The following is a 15,530-nucleotide window of genomic DNA, read 5'->3' as shown; positions in this document are numbered from 1 at the left end:
GGAGCGGCAACGGGCGGCGCGACAAGGGGCCGCGCGGTGACGGGCGGCCCGGCAACGGGCGGCGGGTGGCGGGGTGGGCCATGGTCAGTCCGCCGTCGAAGCGCCGGAGCGGGACCGGTTGATCACGAACCCGGCGCCCAGGTTGACCAGCAGGGTGAGCGCGAAGAGCACCAGCCCGGCCGCCATCAGCGCGGAGAGCGAGAGCTCGTCCGACTCGCCGAAGCGCAGCGCGATCAGCGCCGAGATGGAGTTGGCGCCGTTCTCCAGGATGTGGCTGATGGCCTTGAAGTTCGGCGAGATGATGAGCGCGACGGCGATCGTCTCGCCCATCGCCCGGCCGAAGCCCAGCATCACCGCACCGATCACACCGCCGCGGCCGAACGGCAGCACCACCGCGCGGACCATCCCCCACCGGGTCGAGCCCAGCGCGTACGCGCCCTCCCGCTCGCCCTGCGGGGCCTGCGAGAACACCTCCCGGCTGAGCGAGGCGACGATCGGGATGATCATCAGCGAGACGACCACCCCGGCGATGAAGGTGGAGGAGGTGTAGGACGTCCCGATGTCGCCGGTGCGCACCTTGAGGAAGGGGATCGCGTCGCCCAGGTGGTTGGTCAGCCAGCGGACGAAGCCGATGATGCGCGGCTGGAGGAAGAACAGCCCCCAGAGGCCGTAGACGATGCTGGGGATCGCGGCCATCAGGTCGATGAGCGAGACCAGCGTCGCCCGCAGCCTGGTCGGCGCGTACTCGGAGATGAAGATCGCCGTGGTCAGCGCCACCGGCACGGCGATCACCAGGGCGATCACCGCGATCAGCAGGCCGTTCGGCAGGACGGCGGCGATCCCGAAGTTGTGGGCCTGGGTCTGCCACTTCTGCTCGGTGAGGAAGGACCAGCCCACCTCGCCCAGCGCGTTCGCGCCGCGCAGGATCAGGAAGAACGCGATCAGTCCCATGATCGCGAAGACGGAGAGGCCCGCCACCCTCAGCGCTCCCCGGAACACCCGGTCTCCGGGCGTGGCGGGGGCGGTGATGACGCGGGGGACATCGGGTTCTGGTGGACGTGGAGCCCCGGCGTACGGTGCCGCGGGCTCGGCGGCGGCTGTCATGGTCTGCTCTCCGGCGCGCTCGGTACGGAAGTACTCGGTACAGGGGAGGCCCCGGGCCGTGGCGCCCGGGGCGGAGGACCCGGCGGGGCCGTGACGGCGGCCCCGCCGAGCCGGTGCGACCGCTGGATCAGGGCCGGCGGCGCACCCGCGCCCAGGTCCGGCCCACGGCGGAGACGGCGCGTTCGCCGGCGGGCGTGCCGCCGAGGAAGAGCGCGGCGGGGCCGCCGATCAGCAGCACCAGGCCTGCGATCACCGCGATCGGCAGCAGCAGCCGGGCGGTGCCGGCGCGGTCGGCCGCCGGGGAGCCGGCGGCGACCGGAGCGGCCGCGAGCGGGCCCGCCGAAGCGCCCGGCGTGGCGGTGGCCTTGGCCCCGCCGGCCGCGGCGGCCGGAGCCCCCGCGCCGCCGGTGGCCGCGCCACCGGCGGCGCCCGCGCTCGCGGTGCCCCCGGTGCCGAGCCCGCCGGCACCGCCGACGGCGCCGTCGCCGAGCCCGCCGGTGCCGGAGCCGGCACTGGTGGACGAGCCGCCGGTGCCGGTGCCGTCGCCGGTGCCGGTGACCGGGGTGGTGGTGACGCCGGTGCCGCCCGACTCGCCGCCGGTGGCGCCGCCGGCCCCGCCGGTCGTCCCGCCGTCACCGCCGGACGGGGTGGTCGGCGGCGGGGCGACCTGGTTGCCCGGCCACTTGTTGTCCTGCGTCTCCACATGCTTCGCCGCGTCGAGCGTCTGCTGGCGCTGGGCACCGGTGAGGCTGAGGAAGCCCGGGGCGAGCTTGCCCGGCTCCACGCCGTAGACCTGGCCGCCGTTGGCGACGGTGGTCAGGAACCGGGTGATCGCGGGCGCCTTGTCCGCCGCCCCGCCGGTGGGCACCATCGCGTACTGGACGGTGGTCAGCGGGTAGGCCTGGGTGTCCCGGGCGAAGGCCGTGCCCGCGACGCCGTAGGGCAGCAGCTGGGTCCCGGTGGCGGCGTCGGTCGGCATGTCGCCGACCGCGGACTGGAACCCGTTGGTGGTCGGCGAGACGAAGCCGCCGGCCGGGTTGCGCAGGGTGGCCTCGGGTAGCGAGAAGGCCTTGGCCTGGGCGCTGTCCATGATCGCGAACAGCTTCCGCTCGCCGCGGGCCATCGGGTCGCACTTGAGGTGGTTGCCGGTGGCCGGGTCCGCCATCCAGAGCTGGCAGGTGGACCGGTTCTCCAGGATGGTCCGCAGCACCTGGGTGAGACCGCCGAGGACGGGGTTCCACTCGTACTGCCGCATCCGCTTGGCGGCCTCGCTGACGTCGGTCGGCCCGGTGAAGTCCTGCGGCTGGAGGGTGTCGGCCGGGTACCCGGAGTAGGCGCCCCGCTGGTAGAAGGTGTTCACCCGCATCCCCCACGGGTCGTCCTCGCCGTCCAGGAAGCGGACGGCCTCCGGGTCGGCGGCGATCCACGCGGTCAGCTGGTAGACGAGGTCCGTGGTGCCGCCGACGATGGTCGGCTCGAACTCCGCGGGCGTGCACGAGCGGGGCCAGTGCAGCCCGCTGCTCTCCGGGAACCGGTTGTACTGGAGGAAGTCCTCGTCCAGGAAGACGCAGCTGGGGTTGCCGCTCACCGACGCGACCGGGCTTCCCAGCGGCGCGTAGGACTGGGTGAGCAGTTTGGCCATCAGGCGCGGGGTCAGCTTCATGTCCCGGAGCTGGCGGCCGGTGTCCGGGTCGTCGACGAGGAAGACCGCCGAGATCCCGGTGGTGGCCAGCGGCGCGTAGACGTACGGCCGGGCCGGGGTCGCGGTGTCGGGGTACGCGGTCAGCGCGACGTCCACGCCGGCCGACCCGCCCAGGAACGCCGCCCTGGCCTGCGGCTCGCCGCCGGAGGAGGAGTACTGGAAGGCGAGCGGGGAGGACGCCAGGCAGAGGCCGGTCCGCCACTGCTGGACGGCCCGGTTGGCCATCTCCAGGCCGGCCGCCTTGAAGTCGGCGGCGCGGTTGTCGCAGTCGGCGGCGGTGGGCGAGAAGTGCAGCGGGACGACGGTCCGCTTCTCCCAGGCGCACTGCTCGCCGACCTGGTACCCGGCGTACTGGTTGCCGTCCCACGCCCCGGCGTAGGCCTCCAGGCCGCCGTCGCTCGCGGTGTTGAAGAAGCCGTCCACGTCGCTGAGGTGGTCGGTGCAGTCGACCGCGCCGTTCCGTGCCTTGTACGGGTCCTGGGTGTCGCCGCCGTAGTTGGGCTCGACCACCAGGGAGCACGGGTGCGCGGCGTCACAGCCGAGCGAGGGGCTCTGGGTGGCGGTCCAGATCTCGATGGAGGTCTCGCCCGAGCCGTCGGCGCCCGTCGGCGCGATCGCCATGTTCGAGGGGAAGTCCGGCGTCGTGGTGCCCTCCGCCGGGGCCTTCTGGTTGAACCCCTTGCCGCCGTCGGCGTTGTACAGCTTGCTGCCGTAGCAGTCGGTGATCTTGGGGTCGAGACCGCGGCACTGGTAGACCCGGACGGCGTAGAGCGCCTGCTTGGATCCCTTGGTGACGATGGTCAGCGGGGTGCCCGAGGTGTCGACGGTCGGGGTGAATCCGCTCCAGGAGACCTGCAGCACCTGGTTGGACAGGTTCTGGGTCTGCGCGACCGTCACGCTCCCCTCGGCGCCCTCCTCCCAGGTGTTCGGGTCCCACACCTTGGGGCCGGGCTTGGTCACGGCGGATGAGGTCGCCGCCGCGGCCTGCGACGACGTGCCGAGGCCGATGGGGGCCACGCCGAGCGCCACCACCACCGACCAGACGAGGGCGACCGCCGGCAACCTCCGGCACCACCCCCCGCGTCTCGTACCGGGTAGTAGTCGGAGTCTCATGACGGGCACCTCCGTGCGAACGCGCACCGCCGTGACGCGGCGCGAGAGTGGATCAGGCGGCGAGCAGGCCGGCGGTTCCGGTTCGCATCCATTCGGCCAGCCCTACATGGCCGGATCCGGTCGTACCGATGTACGAGACCACAACGCGACGACTCTGTAGCGGAGTTGCGAACTCCACCTGCGAACAGCGGGCCCGTGCCGTCGCACGGGCCCGCCGTCCCACCGAGCCGGTCGCAGGTGTCGGCTGCCGGTGGTGAAGCTCAGCTGCCGGTGGTGAAGCTCAGCGAGAAGTTGCCGATCGACTGGCCGGCCTTGAAGAAGGTGGTGTTCAGCTTGGTGTCCACGTACTGCGCGCCCTCGGCGTCGACCTTCAGGTCCGCGGCGGTCACCGTCTGGGTGGCGCCGGTGCGGGTGATGTCGGTCGTGCCGGCCGGGTCGAGCAGCGCCACCGGGGCGGTGCCGCCGACCGGGACCCCGGTGATCGCCCAGCTGTCGGCGCTGAACGCCAGCTGCTTGAAGACCGCGGTCTTGCCGGTGAACAGGTTGACGAAGAGCAGGCTGCCGCCCAGCTGGACGTTGCCGTAGTAACCCTGGAGGTTGACGTCGCCGCCCGTCACCGGGAACGACGTGGAGAAGCCCGTGGTGGAGTCGTAGGACGGGGTGGCGGTGGGCAGCGGGATGACCACCAGGCCGTTCAGGGCGGAGTCCTTCAGGAAGGCGGTGCTCTCGTGCACCACCGCGCTGCCGGTCGGGGCCGCGGGGGCGGCGTCGGCGGCAGCCGCACCGCTCATACCGGTCACGGCGAGGACGACTGCGGCACCGGTGGCGGCAAAGCGGGCGCTGGTACGGGTCATGCTGAACTCCTTGGGAGAGGTGATGTGCTGGGTGGTGCGGGCGGTCCTTCGACCGCCCCGACGGCCTTCCTCCTCCGCACTGCCCGGCGGGCGGAGGAGGCCGAAGTCGATGGGCGCCCGGCCGGCTCCGACGGGCACGAAGGGGTGCCCGGGTGTGGCCGGCGGCCACGGGCACGAAGCCCGTGGCCGCCGGATGGTGCGGGGTGTGATCAGCGGGTGTGATCAGCTGTGGGTGGTGCTGCCGCAGGCCGCCGCCGGGAGGGGCAGGAAGCCGTAGCTCTTGATGTCGTTGGTGCCGTTGGCGCAGATCCAGCCCGAGGGGCCGAAGATCGCGCGCAGCGCGGTGCCGTGGGCGTTGGTGGCGGTCCACTCGGCGTCACGGACGACGTTGTAGACCACGCGGCCGAACGCCGAGGCGGCGAACGGGGCGTTGATGGTGTTGGTGGTGGTGTTGACCGGCACCAGGGTGCCGACGTTGCGCAGGGTCAGGCTGCCCGGGGCGGAGGTCGGGGTGGAGTGGCCGCCCACGGTCTGGGACAGGTACGAGGCCACCGAGTACGGGAAGACGGTGTCGGCGCCGGCCAGGCGGGTGTCGACGCCCTCGTTCTCCTCCGGGCCGTCCTGGACGCAGCTGCCCACGGTCGGGTTGCCGATCGCGGTCAGGAAGAAGGCGCGGGTGCCGGAGCTCGCCTGCGGCAGCCAGGGCTTGATCGTGGCGTTGGTCAGCGAGGCGTTGATCTGCGTCCAGTTGGTGATGGAGCAGTCGTAGATGCCCTTGAGCTGGGCGGCGGTCAGGCTCGCCGGGGCGTGGCCGCCGGAGTTGGCGGACCAGGTCACCGCGTCCTTGGCGAACGCGACGAAGATGTCCGACGCCGGGTCGGTGGACTTCGGGGCGCGCGAGGAGCGGGCCACGTCCAGCGCGGAGCCGGAGGTGTTCAGCTCGGTGATGCCGGCGCCGGAGCCGTTCGGGCGGACGATCGAGGAGGCGCCCGACTTCAGCGTGATGTTCGTCGAGCCCGTGGCGTCCCAGCTGTAGTAGCGCGGCGAGGTGGTGTCGCCGATGCTCGTCAGGTAGGCGTTGTAGTCGGTCGAGAGCCGGGTCGACACGGCCTGCGTGGTGTCGGAGCCCGCGCTCACGATGTCCTGGGCGGCCGGCGTCACGCTCGGGTCCGCGCTGGCGGTGCCGGCGGCGACGGTGGCGAGCGAGGTGGCGATGGCGGCGACGGCGAGCAGCTTGGCAGCGGTCTTGCGCATGTTCCTGTTCCTCCGGTGGGAGAGAGGTGCATCGCTTGCCCGGGCCCTGGTTGGGGGTCCGGGGCCGGTGGCCACATCCGCGGTGGCCGCTCCGGCAGAGCTGATCCTGTCGGGACGGGCTGTTCCCCCGGAAGGGCCGTCAGCGGCGGCCGGCGATTGTCGACTCATCGGTTAGGACAGGTTTAGTGACTGGTCAGCCCGGCCGCAGCGGAGTGGAAAGCCGCAGGTCGGAGGCCGATGACGTTCTTCTCCAGGTGGCGGCTCGGGGGGTTGCCGGAAACCTGCGCTTCACCGGACCGGGGGGAACGGGCGCGGACGGGGCCAGAGCCGGGGCCGGGCTCGCCGGGCGCGGACGGCGGGACGCACGGCATCCCGGCCGGCCGGAACGGGGGTCTGACGAGGCGCCATCCGCGGGGGCCGTCAGGGCGCCGCGCACCGGGCGAGGGTACTACCAGGGCCGGCGGGCGTCCCGGCCGGTTCTGCGGAGCTCCCGGCCGATCCACTGGAGCCCGGCCAGGAAGCCGTCGACGCCCGCCTGGCACTGGTCGCGCCGGAGGTAGCCGCGGGCGCTGCGGGCGATCGGGCCGGCCTCGACCACGCCGGGCCGGGTGCTGCGCACCGGCAGCTGGGCGGTCCAGACCCAGAGCCGGGCCTCGGACTGCCCGACGGTACACCGCAGGGCGGCCCGCTCGATGATCAACTCTCTGACCGAGTCGGCGAGTTCGTCCTCGCTGCGATAGGTGCGGACGCCGACGCCGAGCTGTCTCCCGTTGGCGGCGCGCAGCGACCAGCCGAGGCACCGGTCGGCGGCGGGCACGATCAGCAGGCGCGGACCGCGCCGCTCAGCGGCGGGCATCGGAGCGTCTCAACGGTGCCGCGCGTTCCGGGAGTTCGAGGGCGGGCTGCTTGGCGAGCAGCACCACGAACCGGCGGAAGGCGTTCTGGCAGGTCGCGTACCGCTCGTAGGCGCGGCTGGAGCGCACCTCGGGGAGCAGGCGCGAACCGGGGACGACCCAGACCCAGCCGATGCCGTCGCGGACGTGGGTGATCCGGGCGACCAGGGCGTCGGCGCCGGCGCGTAGCCCGTCGAAGCCGCGCTCGGCGTCCGCGGCCGTCTCGTATCCGGCCGCGGTGACCGCGACGACCCGGCCGTTGGGGGCCTTCAGCTGCCAGCGGTAACGCCCGTCCGGTGCCCGTTCGACCCGGAATCCCCCACGCCCTGCACCTGCTGCGGTGTGACCGCGGTTCGACGCGTCCACTGCTCCCCCAGTCCGGTTCCCTCCGAGACGGGAGTAAAGCTATGTGTGCACACGAGCACGCCGGAAGGGAAGGAAATGCACAACTTGCTCCGTTGGCCGCGAAGTTCTCCCTCGTTAAACATTCACCGACTGCACACCAACCACACGCCCGGCCCCCTCACCGAACTCCCTTGACCGGCACAGACCGTTCGATCGCGTGAAGACTCAGAGCCGCGCGGTCCAGCGCACCCGCGTCCCCTTTCCGTACGGACCGGGCTCGTGCCAGGCGTCCCCGCCGAGCACCTCGGCCCGTCGGGTGAGGTTGCGCAGACCGCTGCGGCGGCCGCCGGCGGGGATGCCGACGCCGTCGTCCGTCACGGTCAGCAGCACCCCGGGACGCCCGGCCCGGTCGAGTGACTCCGGGTCACCGCTCACCGGGCGTCCCTCGTCGTCCAGGTGCACGGTGGCGTCGACCTCCACGCCGACCCGCGAGGCCCGTGCGTGCCGGGCCGTGTTGGAGAGCATCTCGCGCAACGCGGCCAGCAGTTGACGGCCGGTCTTCTCACCGACCAGGCTCTCCACCGGGCCCGTGAAGGTCACCGAGGGCTTGAAGCCGAGCGCCGCGGCGGCCTGGCTGCCCTCCCGCAGCACCCGCGTCCGCAGGGTGTCCGGCGCGTCGCCGTGGTTGTCGTGCTGGAGCGCGTAGATGGTGGTGCGGACCTCCTGGATGGTGGCGTCCAGCTCGTCCACCGCGTTCCCGATGCCGACCTTCACCTCGGGCACGACCGCGCGCCGGGCGGCGCTCTCCAGCATCATCCCGGTGGCGAACAGCCGCTGGATCACCAGGTCGTGCAGGTCGCGGGCGATCCGGTCGCGGTCCTGGAAGACGGCGAGGCGCTGCTGGTCCCGCTGTCCCTCGGCGAGCCGCAGGGCCAGCGCGGCCTGCGAGGCGAAGGTCTCGGCGAGCTGCTTCTCGGTGTCGGTGAACGGCACCGCGCCGCGCGGGCGCCAGACGCAGAGCCCGCCGAGCACCCGGCCGGCGGCGACCATCGGCACCGCCATCGACGGGCCGAAGCTGCGCGCCAGGCGGATCACCACGGTCGGGTCGCTGGACATGTCGTCGAGGTAGACGCTGTCGCCCTGGAGGAGCCGGGCCCCGAAGCTCTCCTTCGGCAGCAGCTCGCCCTGGACGAACTCCGCGGCCTCGCCGGAGGCGTGCGCCACCCGCATCTGGCCGTCGCCCTCGCCGTCCACGGTCGGCAGCAGGATCATGCCGAGCGCCGCGTCCGCCAGCTCGCGCACCTGCTCGGCCGCGACGGTCAGCGCGACCTCGGCCTCGTCGGCGGAGAGCAGCGCCGTGGTGACGGCGGCCGCGCCCGCGATCCACCGCTCGCGCCGCCGCCCCTCCTCGTACAGCCGGGAGTTCTCGATCGCGACGCCGGCGGCCGCGGCGAGCGCGTGCACCACCTGCTCGTCCTCGGGGGTGAAGGCGCCGCCGCCCTGCTTCTCGGTGAGGTAGAGGTTGCCGAACACCTCGTCACGGATCCGGATCGGCTCGCCGAGGAAGGTCTTCATCGCCGGGTGCTCCGGCGGGAACCCGGAGGAGCGCGGGTCGGTGGCCAGGTCGGTCAGGCGCAGCGGCTCGGGCCGGTCGATCAGGGCGCCGAGGATGCCCCGGCCGGCCGGCAGCTCGCCGATCGCGGCGGCGGTCTCGTCGTCCACGCCGACGTGGATGAAGTCCGCCAGGCCGTGGCCGCCCGGTGCGATCACGCCGAGCGCCGCGTACCGGGCGTCCACCAGCTCGGCGGCGCCGGTGGCGATCCGGTGCAGCGTCGCGTGCAGGTCCAGCCCGGCGCCGACCGACACGACGGCCTCCAGCAGCCGCTGCATCCGGTCGGTGACGGCGGCCGCCGACTGCAGCCGCTCCGCCACCTCGGTGACCAGCGTGTCCAGCCCGAGCGAGGAGATCTCGGGCACCCGGTGGGGCGCCGGGTCGGGAGCGGCGGCGGGTGGCAGGTCTGGCGTGGGGTCCATGGTGTCGAGCGTAGTTTGTACGGTTTTCAGCCGAAGGTCGGCGCGACCACCGGCGGGCGACCGGCTGCGGCGGTGCCCACCGCCACCGGGCCGTCCGCCGCGCGCTCGCGCTCCCACATCGCCCGCAGCCGGCCGCCCGGCTCCGCGACCAGCTCCGACCAGGTGCCGCGTTCGACCACCCGGCCGCCGTCCAGGACCAGGACCTCGTCGACGGAGCCGTCGTCGAGGCCGGCCAGTCGGTGGGTGATCAGCACGGTGCTCCGGCCGGCCGTGGCGGCGAGCAGGTCGGCGGTGAGCGCGTCGGCGGTGGGCAGGTCGAGGTGCTCGGCGGGCTCGTCCAACACGAGCACCGGGAAGTCGGCCAGTAGCGCCCGGGCGAGCGCGAGCCGCTGGCGCTGGCCGCCCGAGAGCCGGGCGCCGTGCTCCCCGACCATGGTGTCGAGGCCCGCCGGGAGGGTGTCCGTCCAGTCCAGCAGCCGGGCGGCGGCGAGCGCGGCGCGCAGCTCCCGCTCGTCGGCCGAGGGCCGGGCCAGCCGCAGGTTCTCCCGCAGCGAGCTGTCGAAGACGTACGCGTCCTGGGCGCAGAGCCCGATCACCCGGCGGACGTCGTCCCCGGCCAGCTCCCGACTGTCCACAGCCTGTGGACGGCCGTCGGCGAACGTGATCCGGCCCGCGGCCGGCTCCAGGAAGCGCAGCAGCGCCTGGGCGAGCGTGGTCTTGCCGGAGCCGGACGGGCCGACCACGGCGATCCGGCGGCCGGCGGCGAGGTCCAGGTCGAGGCCGACCAGCGCGTCCGCCTCCTGTCCGGTGTGGCGGACGGTCAGCCCGCGGACGGTGATCGGCAGCGGCTGCCCGGGCAGGGCCGCCGGGGCGGCGGGCTCGGTGACCGGGGCGGGCGCGTCCAGCACCTCGGCCAGCCGGGCCGAGGCGGTCCGGCTGCGCCGGCGGGCCTGGACGGCGAGCGGCATCCCGGTGACGGCCTCGAAGGCGGCCAGCGGGGTCAGCACGACCACCGCCAGGCAGACCGGCGCCAGCGCACCGCTCTGCACACCCCGGATGCCGACGGCCGCGGCGGCGGCCACCGTCAGCCCGGTGAGCAGCGCGATCAGCCCGGTGCCGAGCGCGGTGGTGGCGGCCGAGCGGGCGGCCAGCCCGGTCAGCGCGGCGTCGGCGGACCGGACGGCGGCCAGCCGGCCCGGCAGCGCCCCGGCCACCGTGAGTTCGGCCGTTCCGGTGAGGGTGTCGACGACGGCGGTGGCCAGCCGGCCGCGGGCCGGGGCCTGCCGCCGCTCGGCACCGGCCGACCAGCGGGCGGCCAGCGCGGGCACCACCGCCCCGGCCAGCAGCAGCCCCAGCCCGAGGACCAGGCCGGCCGCGGGCAGGAAGGCGGCCATCGCCGCCGTCGCGGCCGAAGACACCACCGCGGCCACCGCCGCCGGCAGCCGCCAGCGCAGGTGGTGGTCCTGGACGGCGTCGACGTCGGCGACCAGCCGGGAGAGCAGGTCCCCGCGCCGGAAGGCCGGCAGCCCGGCCGGGGCCAGCACGGTCAGCCGGCGGTACACGGCGGCCCGCAGGGTGCCGAGGGTGCGCAGCACGGCGTCGTGCGAGACCAGCCGCTCGGCGTAGCGGAACACGCTGCGCCCGATGCCGAAGGCCCGCACCGAGGTGACGGCCATCATCAGGTAGAGCACCGGCGGCATCTCGGAGGCGTAGGAGATGAGGTAGCCGGAGGTGGCCATCAGCGCCACCGCGCAGCCGAGCGCGAGCGCGCCGAGCAGGACGGAGAGCGCCAGCCGGGGCCGTACGGTCGCCGCTCCGGCGGGCTCCTCCGGCAGGGTGTCGGCGGCCGGAACCGGCCGCCCGTCGTGCGCGGGCCGGGGTGGCGCGGCGGCGGCCGCGGGCACCGGCGGCCCCTCCAGCCGGACCAGCCGGTCGGCCACCGCCAGCAGCGCCGGCCGGTGCGCGACCAGCAGCACGGTGCGCGCCGGATCGGCGGTCAGCACCCGGACGGCGTCCACCACGGCCGCCTCCGAGGCGCCGTCCAGGCCGGCGGTCGGCTCGTCCAGCAGCACCAGCGGCCGGTCGTCGGCGAGCAGTACCCGGGCGAGCGCCAGCCGCTGGCGCTGGCCCGCCGACAGGCCGGCGCCGTCCTCCCCGAGCACGGTGGCGAGCCCGTGCGGCAGCCGCCGCACGAAGTCCCGCGCGTGCGCGGACTCCAGCGCCGCCCACAGCTCGTCCTCGCCGGCGCCGGGCCGGTAGAGCCGCAGGTTCTCGGCGACGGTGCCGGCGAACAGGTGCGGGTGCTGCGGCACCCAGGCGATCTGCCGGTGCCAGCTCGCCGGCTCCAGCTCGTCCAGCCGGTACGTCCGCCCGTCGGCGGCGGTGATCCGGACGCTGCCCGCGTCCGGCACGGTGAGGCCGAGCAGGACGGCGAGCAGGGTGGACTTCCCGGCCCCGCTCGGGCCGGTGAGCGCGGTGGTGGTGCCCGGCCGCAGGGTCAGCCCGGCGGCGTCCAGCGCCGGTGCGCTCCGGCCGGTGTGCAGCACCGTGAGGCCCTCGGCCTCGACGACGGCGCCGGCGAGCGCGGGGGCGGGGACGGTCCCGGCCGGCGGCAGCGGGGTCTCCAGCACCGCGAAGAGCTCGTCGGCCGCGGTCAGCCCCTCCACGCTCGAGTGGTACAGCGCGCCGACCTGGCGGATCGGGAAGTAGACCTCGGGCGCCAGGATCAGGATCAGCAGCCCGGTCTCCAGGTCGAGCGTGCCGTCCACCAGCCGGAAGCCGATCGAGACCGCGACCAGCGCCACCGACAGGGTGGAGAGCAGCTCCAGGGCGAACGAGGAGATGAAGGCGATCCGCAGGGTGCGCAGGGTGGCCCGGCGGTAGTCGGCGGTGATCCTGGCGACGGTGGCGGCCTGGGTACGGGCCCGGTTGAACACCTTGAGCGTGGGCAGGCCGGCGACCACGTCCAGGAAGTGGTGCGAGAGCCGCGAGAGGGTCTCCCACTGCCGGTCCATCCGGCTCTGGGTGGCCATCCCGATCAGCGCCATGAAGAGCGGGATCAGCGGCAGCGTCCCGGCGATGATCGCGGCCGAGGTGAGGTCGGCGCCGACGACCCGCAGCAGCACGATCACCGGGACGACCACGGCGAGCGCCAGTTGCGGCAGGTAGCGGGCGAAGTAGTCGTCGAGCGCGTCGACGCCCCGGGTGGCGAGGGTGGTGAGTCCGCCGGTGCGCCGGCCCGCCAGGTGGGCCGGGCCGAGCGCGGTGGCGTGGTCGAGCAGCCGGCGCCGCAGGGTGGACTTCACCCGGGCCACCGAGCGGTGCGCGGTGAGTTCGGTGAGCCAGCCGACCAGCCCGCGGCCGACCGCCGTCAGCGCCAGCCAGAGCAGCGGCGCGGTCAGCTCGTCGAGGCCGGCCCGCTGCTGGAAGCCGCGGACGACGATCTCGGCGATCAGGCTCGCCTGGGCGACCACCAGGGCCGCCCCCGCCCCGCCGAGCAGGACCGATCCGGCGAGGAAGGCGCGGGTGGTGCGGGCGTACCCGAGCAGTCGGGGGTCGACGGGCTTCACGGCTCAGCCCTGGTCGAGCGCGGCGGCCGGGTCGTGCCCGGGGATGTGCTGGACGCCGATCCGCTTGCGGAAGACCCAGTACGTCCAGCCCTGGTAGAGCAGCACGAGCGGGGTGAACACGGCCGCGACGATCGTCATCAGCTTCAGCGTGTACGGCGAGGAGGCGGCGTTGGTGACGGTCAGGCTCCACTCCGGGTTCAGGGTGGACGGCATCACGTCCGGGAACAGCGAGAGGAAGAGCATCGCGACCGCGGCCACGATGGTCGCCCCGGAGAGGACGAACGCCCAGCCCTCCCGGGCCAGTTGGTTGGCCACCAGGGCGCCGACCAGGGCCAGCACCGCGACGGCCAGGACCGCGAGGCTCCAGCCGTTGCCGTGGTCGGCCTGGGTCCAGAGCAGGAAGGCCAGTGCCAGCACCGCCGTCACCAGGCCGAGTCGCAGCGCCAGGGCACGGGCCCGGTCGCGGATCTCCCCGACCGTCTTCAGTGCGGCGAACACCGCGCCGTGGAAGGTGAAGAGGGTGAGCGTGACCAGTCCGCCGAGCAGCGCGTACGGGTTGAGCAGGTCCCAGAAGCCGCCGACGACGTTCTTCTGCGCGTCGATGTCGACGCCGCGGACGATGTTGGCGAAGGCCACGCCCCAGAGGAAGGCCGGGAGCAGTGACGTCCAGAAGATGGCCTCCTCCCAGTTCCGCTGCCAGCGCGCGTCGGAGCGCTTGGCCCGGTACTCGAAGGCGACCCCGCGCACGATCAGGCAGACCAGGATCACCAGCAGCGGGATGTAGAAGCCGCTGAACAGCGTCGCGTACCAGTCCGGGAAGGCCGCGAAGGTGGCGCCGCCGGCGGTGAGCAGCCAGACCTCGTTGCCGTCCCAGACCGGGCCGATGGTGTTGATCAGCACCCGCCGCTCGGCGGTGGAGCGGGCCAGCGGCTTGGTGAGGATGCCGATGCCGAAGTCGAAGCCCTCAAGGAAGAAGTAGCCGATCCACAGGACGGCGATCAGGACGAACCAGACGTCGTGGAGTTGCATGTCGGATCCTCAGTAGTCCTCGGTAGTCCGCGGTGGGGCTCGGTGAACCGGGCGGGCCCGGTGGCTCGGGTGGGGGCCCGGGCTCAGTAGGCGAAGGCGAGCGGCTTGTCCGCGTCCTCGTCCGGGGACGGGCCGCGCAGCGTCGGGTCCTCGGTGGGCGGCCGCTCGGAGGTGACCGGCCCGGCCTTGGCGTACTTGACCAGCAGCCGCACCTCGATGACGGCGAGGATCGCGTACAGCACGGTGAAGGTGGTCAGGGCCCCGATCTGGGTCCCGATGCCGACGTTGGGCGACACCGCGCTCGCGGTGGTCATCAGCCCGAAGACGGCCCACGGCTGGCGGCCCATCTCGGTGAAGATCCAGCCGAAGCTGTTGGCGATCAGCGGGAACCCCATGGTGAGGATGCCGATCCGCCAGCTCCACTTGGTGAGGGCCGGGCCGAGTTCGCGCTTCGGCAGCAGCATCAGTCTCGGCACCTCGGTGTCGCCGGTGCGGAACTCCGGTGCCAGCAGCCACTTCCGCCGGGTGGTCCAGAGCCCGACCACCCCCGCCACGAAGGAGGTCATCCCGAAGCCGATCATGAGGCGGAAGCCCCAGTAGGTGACGAAGATGCTCGGGATGTAGTCCTTCGGATCCCCGCCGTACTGGGCGGCCTCGGCGTTGGCGGTGTCGTTGATGCCGGGGACGGAGGAGCTGAAGTCGCTGTTGGCGAGGAAGGAGAGTATCCCGGGGATCTCCAGCTCGACCGAGTTGTGGCCCTTGCCGACGTCGCCGACCGCGAAGACCGAGAACGGCGCCGGGGCCTGGCTGTCCCAGAGCGCCTCGGCGGCGGCCATCTTCATCGGCTGCTGGCGGAACATCACCTTGGCGAGCGAGTCGCCGCTGAGCGCGGTGCCGAGACCGAAGACCACCGCGAGGACCAGGCCGAGGCGCAGCGAGGTCCGCATCACCGCGACCCGCTTGGGGTCGGCGGCCTCCGGCCGGCGCTTGGCCTTCCAGAGGTGGAAGGAGGCGATGCCGACCATGAAGGCCGCGCCGGTGAGGAAGGCGGCGGTCAGGGTGTGCAGGACGACGGTGACGGTGGTGTCCTGGAACAGCACCCGGGCGATGTCGGTGAGCTGCGCCTTCCCGGTGACCGGGTCGACCGAGTAGCCGACCGGGTGCTGCATCCAGGAGTTGGCCGCCAGGATGAAGTAGGCGGAGAGCACGGTTCCGAGCGAGACCATCCACATGCAGGCGCAGTGCAGCTTCCTCGGCAGCTTGTCCCAGCCGAAGATCCAGAGCCCGATGAAGGTCGACTCGAAGAAGAAGGCGATCAGCGCCTCCATCGCGAGCGGGGCGCCGAAGACGTCACCGACGAAGCGGGAGTAGTCCGACCAGTTCATCCCGAACTGGAACTCCTGGACGATGCCGGTGACCACGCCCATCGCGATGTTGATCAGGAAGAGCTTCCCCCAGAACTTCGTGGCGTGGAAGTACTTCTCCTTGTCCGTCCTGACCCAGGCGGTCTCCAGTCCGGCCACGATGGCGGCCAGGCTGATGGTGAGCGGTACGAAGAGGAAGTGGTAGACGGTGGTGATGCCGAATTGCCAACGCGCGATGGTTTCGTGAGCGATTGCCAGTTCCACGTCGC

Annotated in this window: 10 protein-coding genes; all 10 read right to left on the bottom strand. The window is 73.3% G+C overall.

The window, feature by feature from the left end; genetic code table 11:
• Positions 1–84: 84 nt before the first annotated feature.
• Positions 85–1,104 carry a phosphate ABC transporter permease subunit PstC gene (pstC, locus tag ACIF6L_RS04765; protein WP_359839322.1) on the bottom strand — a complete coding sequence of 340 codons (1,020 nt, stop codon included), beginning with the start codon at positions 1,102–1,104 and terminating at the stop codon, positions 85–87.
• 127 nt (positions 1,105–1,231) lie between these two features.
• A complete protein-coding gene (locus tag ACIF6L_RS04760) occupies positions 1,232–3,868 on the bottom strand; it encodes a hypothetical protein (protein ID WP_396486140.1) in 2,637 nt (878 codons plus the stop codon).
• Positions 3,869–4,179: 311 nt separating this feature from the next.
• Positions 4,180–4,773 carry a hypothetical protein gene (locus ACIF6L_RS04755; RefSeq protein WP_396486139.1) on the bottom strand — a complete coding sequence of 198 codons (594 nt, stop codon included), beginning with the start codon at positions 4,771–4,773 and terminating at the stop codon, positions 4,180–4,182.
• Between the two features lie 222 nt (positions 4,774–4,995).
• Positions 4,996–6,027, bottom strand: coding sequence for a PstS family phosphate ABC transporter substrate-binding protein (locus tag ACIF6L_RS04750; protein ID WP_396486138.1), 1,032 nt, complete (start codon positions 6,025–6,027; stop codon positions 4,996–4,998).
• A gap of 448 nt (positions 6,028–6,475) precedes the next feature.
• Positions 6,476–6,883, bottom strand: a complete 408-nt coding sequence (locus ACIF6L_RS04745) for a hypothetical protein (protein WP_396486137.1) — start codon at positions 6,881–6,883, stop codon at positions 6,476–6,478.
• A complete protein-coding gene (locus ACIF6L_RS04740) occupies positions 6,870–7,286 on the bottom strand; it encodes a YegP family protein (protein ID WP_396486136.1) in 417 nt (138 codons plus the stop codon). The genes ACIF6L_RS04745 and ACIF6L_RS04740 overlap by 14 nt, the downstream gene beginning before the upstream one ends.
• 204 nt (positions 7,287–7,490) lie before the next feature.
• Positions 7,491–9,299, bottom strand: coding sequence for a GAF domain-containing protein (locus tag ACIF6L_RS04735; protein ID WP_396486135.1), 1,809 nt, complete (start codon positions 9,297–9,299; stop codon positions 7,491–7,493).
• Positions 9,300–9,325: 26 nt separating this feature from the next.
• Positions 9,326–12,868, bottom strand: a complete 3,543-nt coding sequence (cydD, locus tag ACIF6L_RS04730) for a thiol reductant ABC exporter subunit CydD (RefSeq protein ID WP_396486134.1) — start codon at positions 12,866–12,868, stop codon at positions 9,326–9,328.
• Positions 12,869–12,871: 3 nt separating this feature from the next.
• Positions 12,872–13,897: a cytochrome d ubiquinol oxidase subunit II gene (gene cydB, locus ACIF6L_RS04725; protein WP_359839314.1), complete on the bottom strand. Its 1,026-nt coding sequence runs from the start codon at positions 13,895–13,897 to the stop codon at positions 12,872–12,874.
• Between the two features lie 83 nt (positions 13,898–13,980).
• Complete coding sequence (locus ACIF6L_RS04720; RefSeq protein WP_396486133.1) at positions 13,981–15,525, bottom strand: cytochrome ubiquinol oxidase subunit I; 1,545 nt, start codon at positions 15,523–15,525, stop codon at positions 13,981–13,983.
• Positions 15,526–15,530 lie beyond the last annotated feature (5 nt).

Source organism: Kitasatospora sp. NPDC086009, from assembly GCF_044540385.1.
GTDB lineage: Bacteria > Actinomycetota > Actinomycetes > Streptomycetales > Streptomycetaceae > Kitasatospora.
The sequence above is the reverse complement of the archived record's forward strand: the minus strand, read 5'-3'. Positions and strand labels throughout refer to the sequence as shown.

Excerpts from the sequence above, each read along its gene's own strand:
- cydB (WP_359839314.1), bottom strand. The coding sequence starts at position 13,897 with ATGCAACTCCACGACGTCTGGTTCGTCCTGATCGCCGTCCTGTGGATC.
- ACIF6L_RS04745 (WP_396486137.1), bottom strand. The coding sequence starts at position 6,883 with ATGCCCGCCGCTGAGCGGCGCGGTCCGCGCCTGCTGATCGTGCCCGCC.
- pstC (WP_359839322.1), bottom strand. The coding sequence starts at position 1,104 with ATGACAGCCGCCGCCGAGCCCGCGGCACCGTACGCCGGGGCTCCACGT.
- ACIF6L_RS04750 (WP_396486138.1), bottom strand. The coding sequence starts at position 6,027 with ATGCGCAAGACCGCTGCCAAGCTGCTCGCCGTCGCCGCCATCGCCACC.
- ACIF6L_RS04735 (WP_396486135.1), bottom strand. The coding sequence starts at position 9,299 with ATGGACCCCACGCCAGACCTGCCACCCGCCGCCGCTCCCGACCCGGCG.
- ACIF6L_RS04755 (WP_396486139.1), bottom strand. The coding sequence starts at position 4,773 with ATGACCCGTACCAGCGCCCGCTTTGCCGCCACCGGTGCCGCAGTCGTC.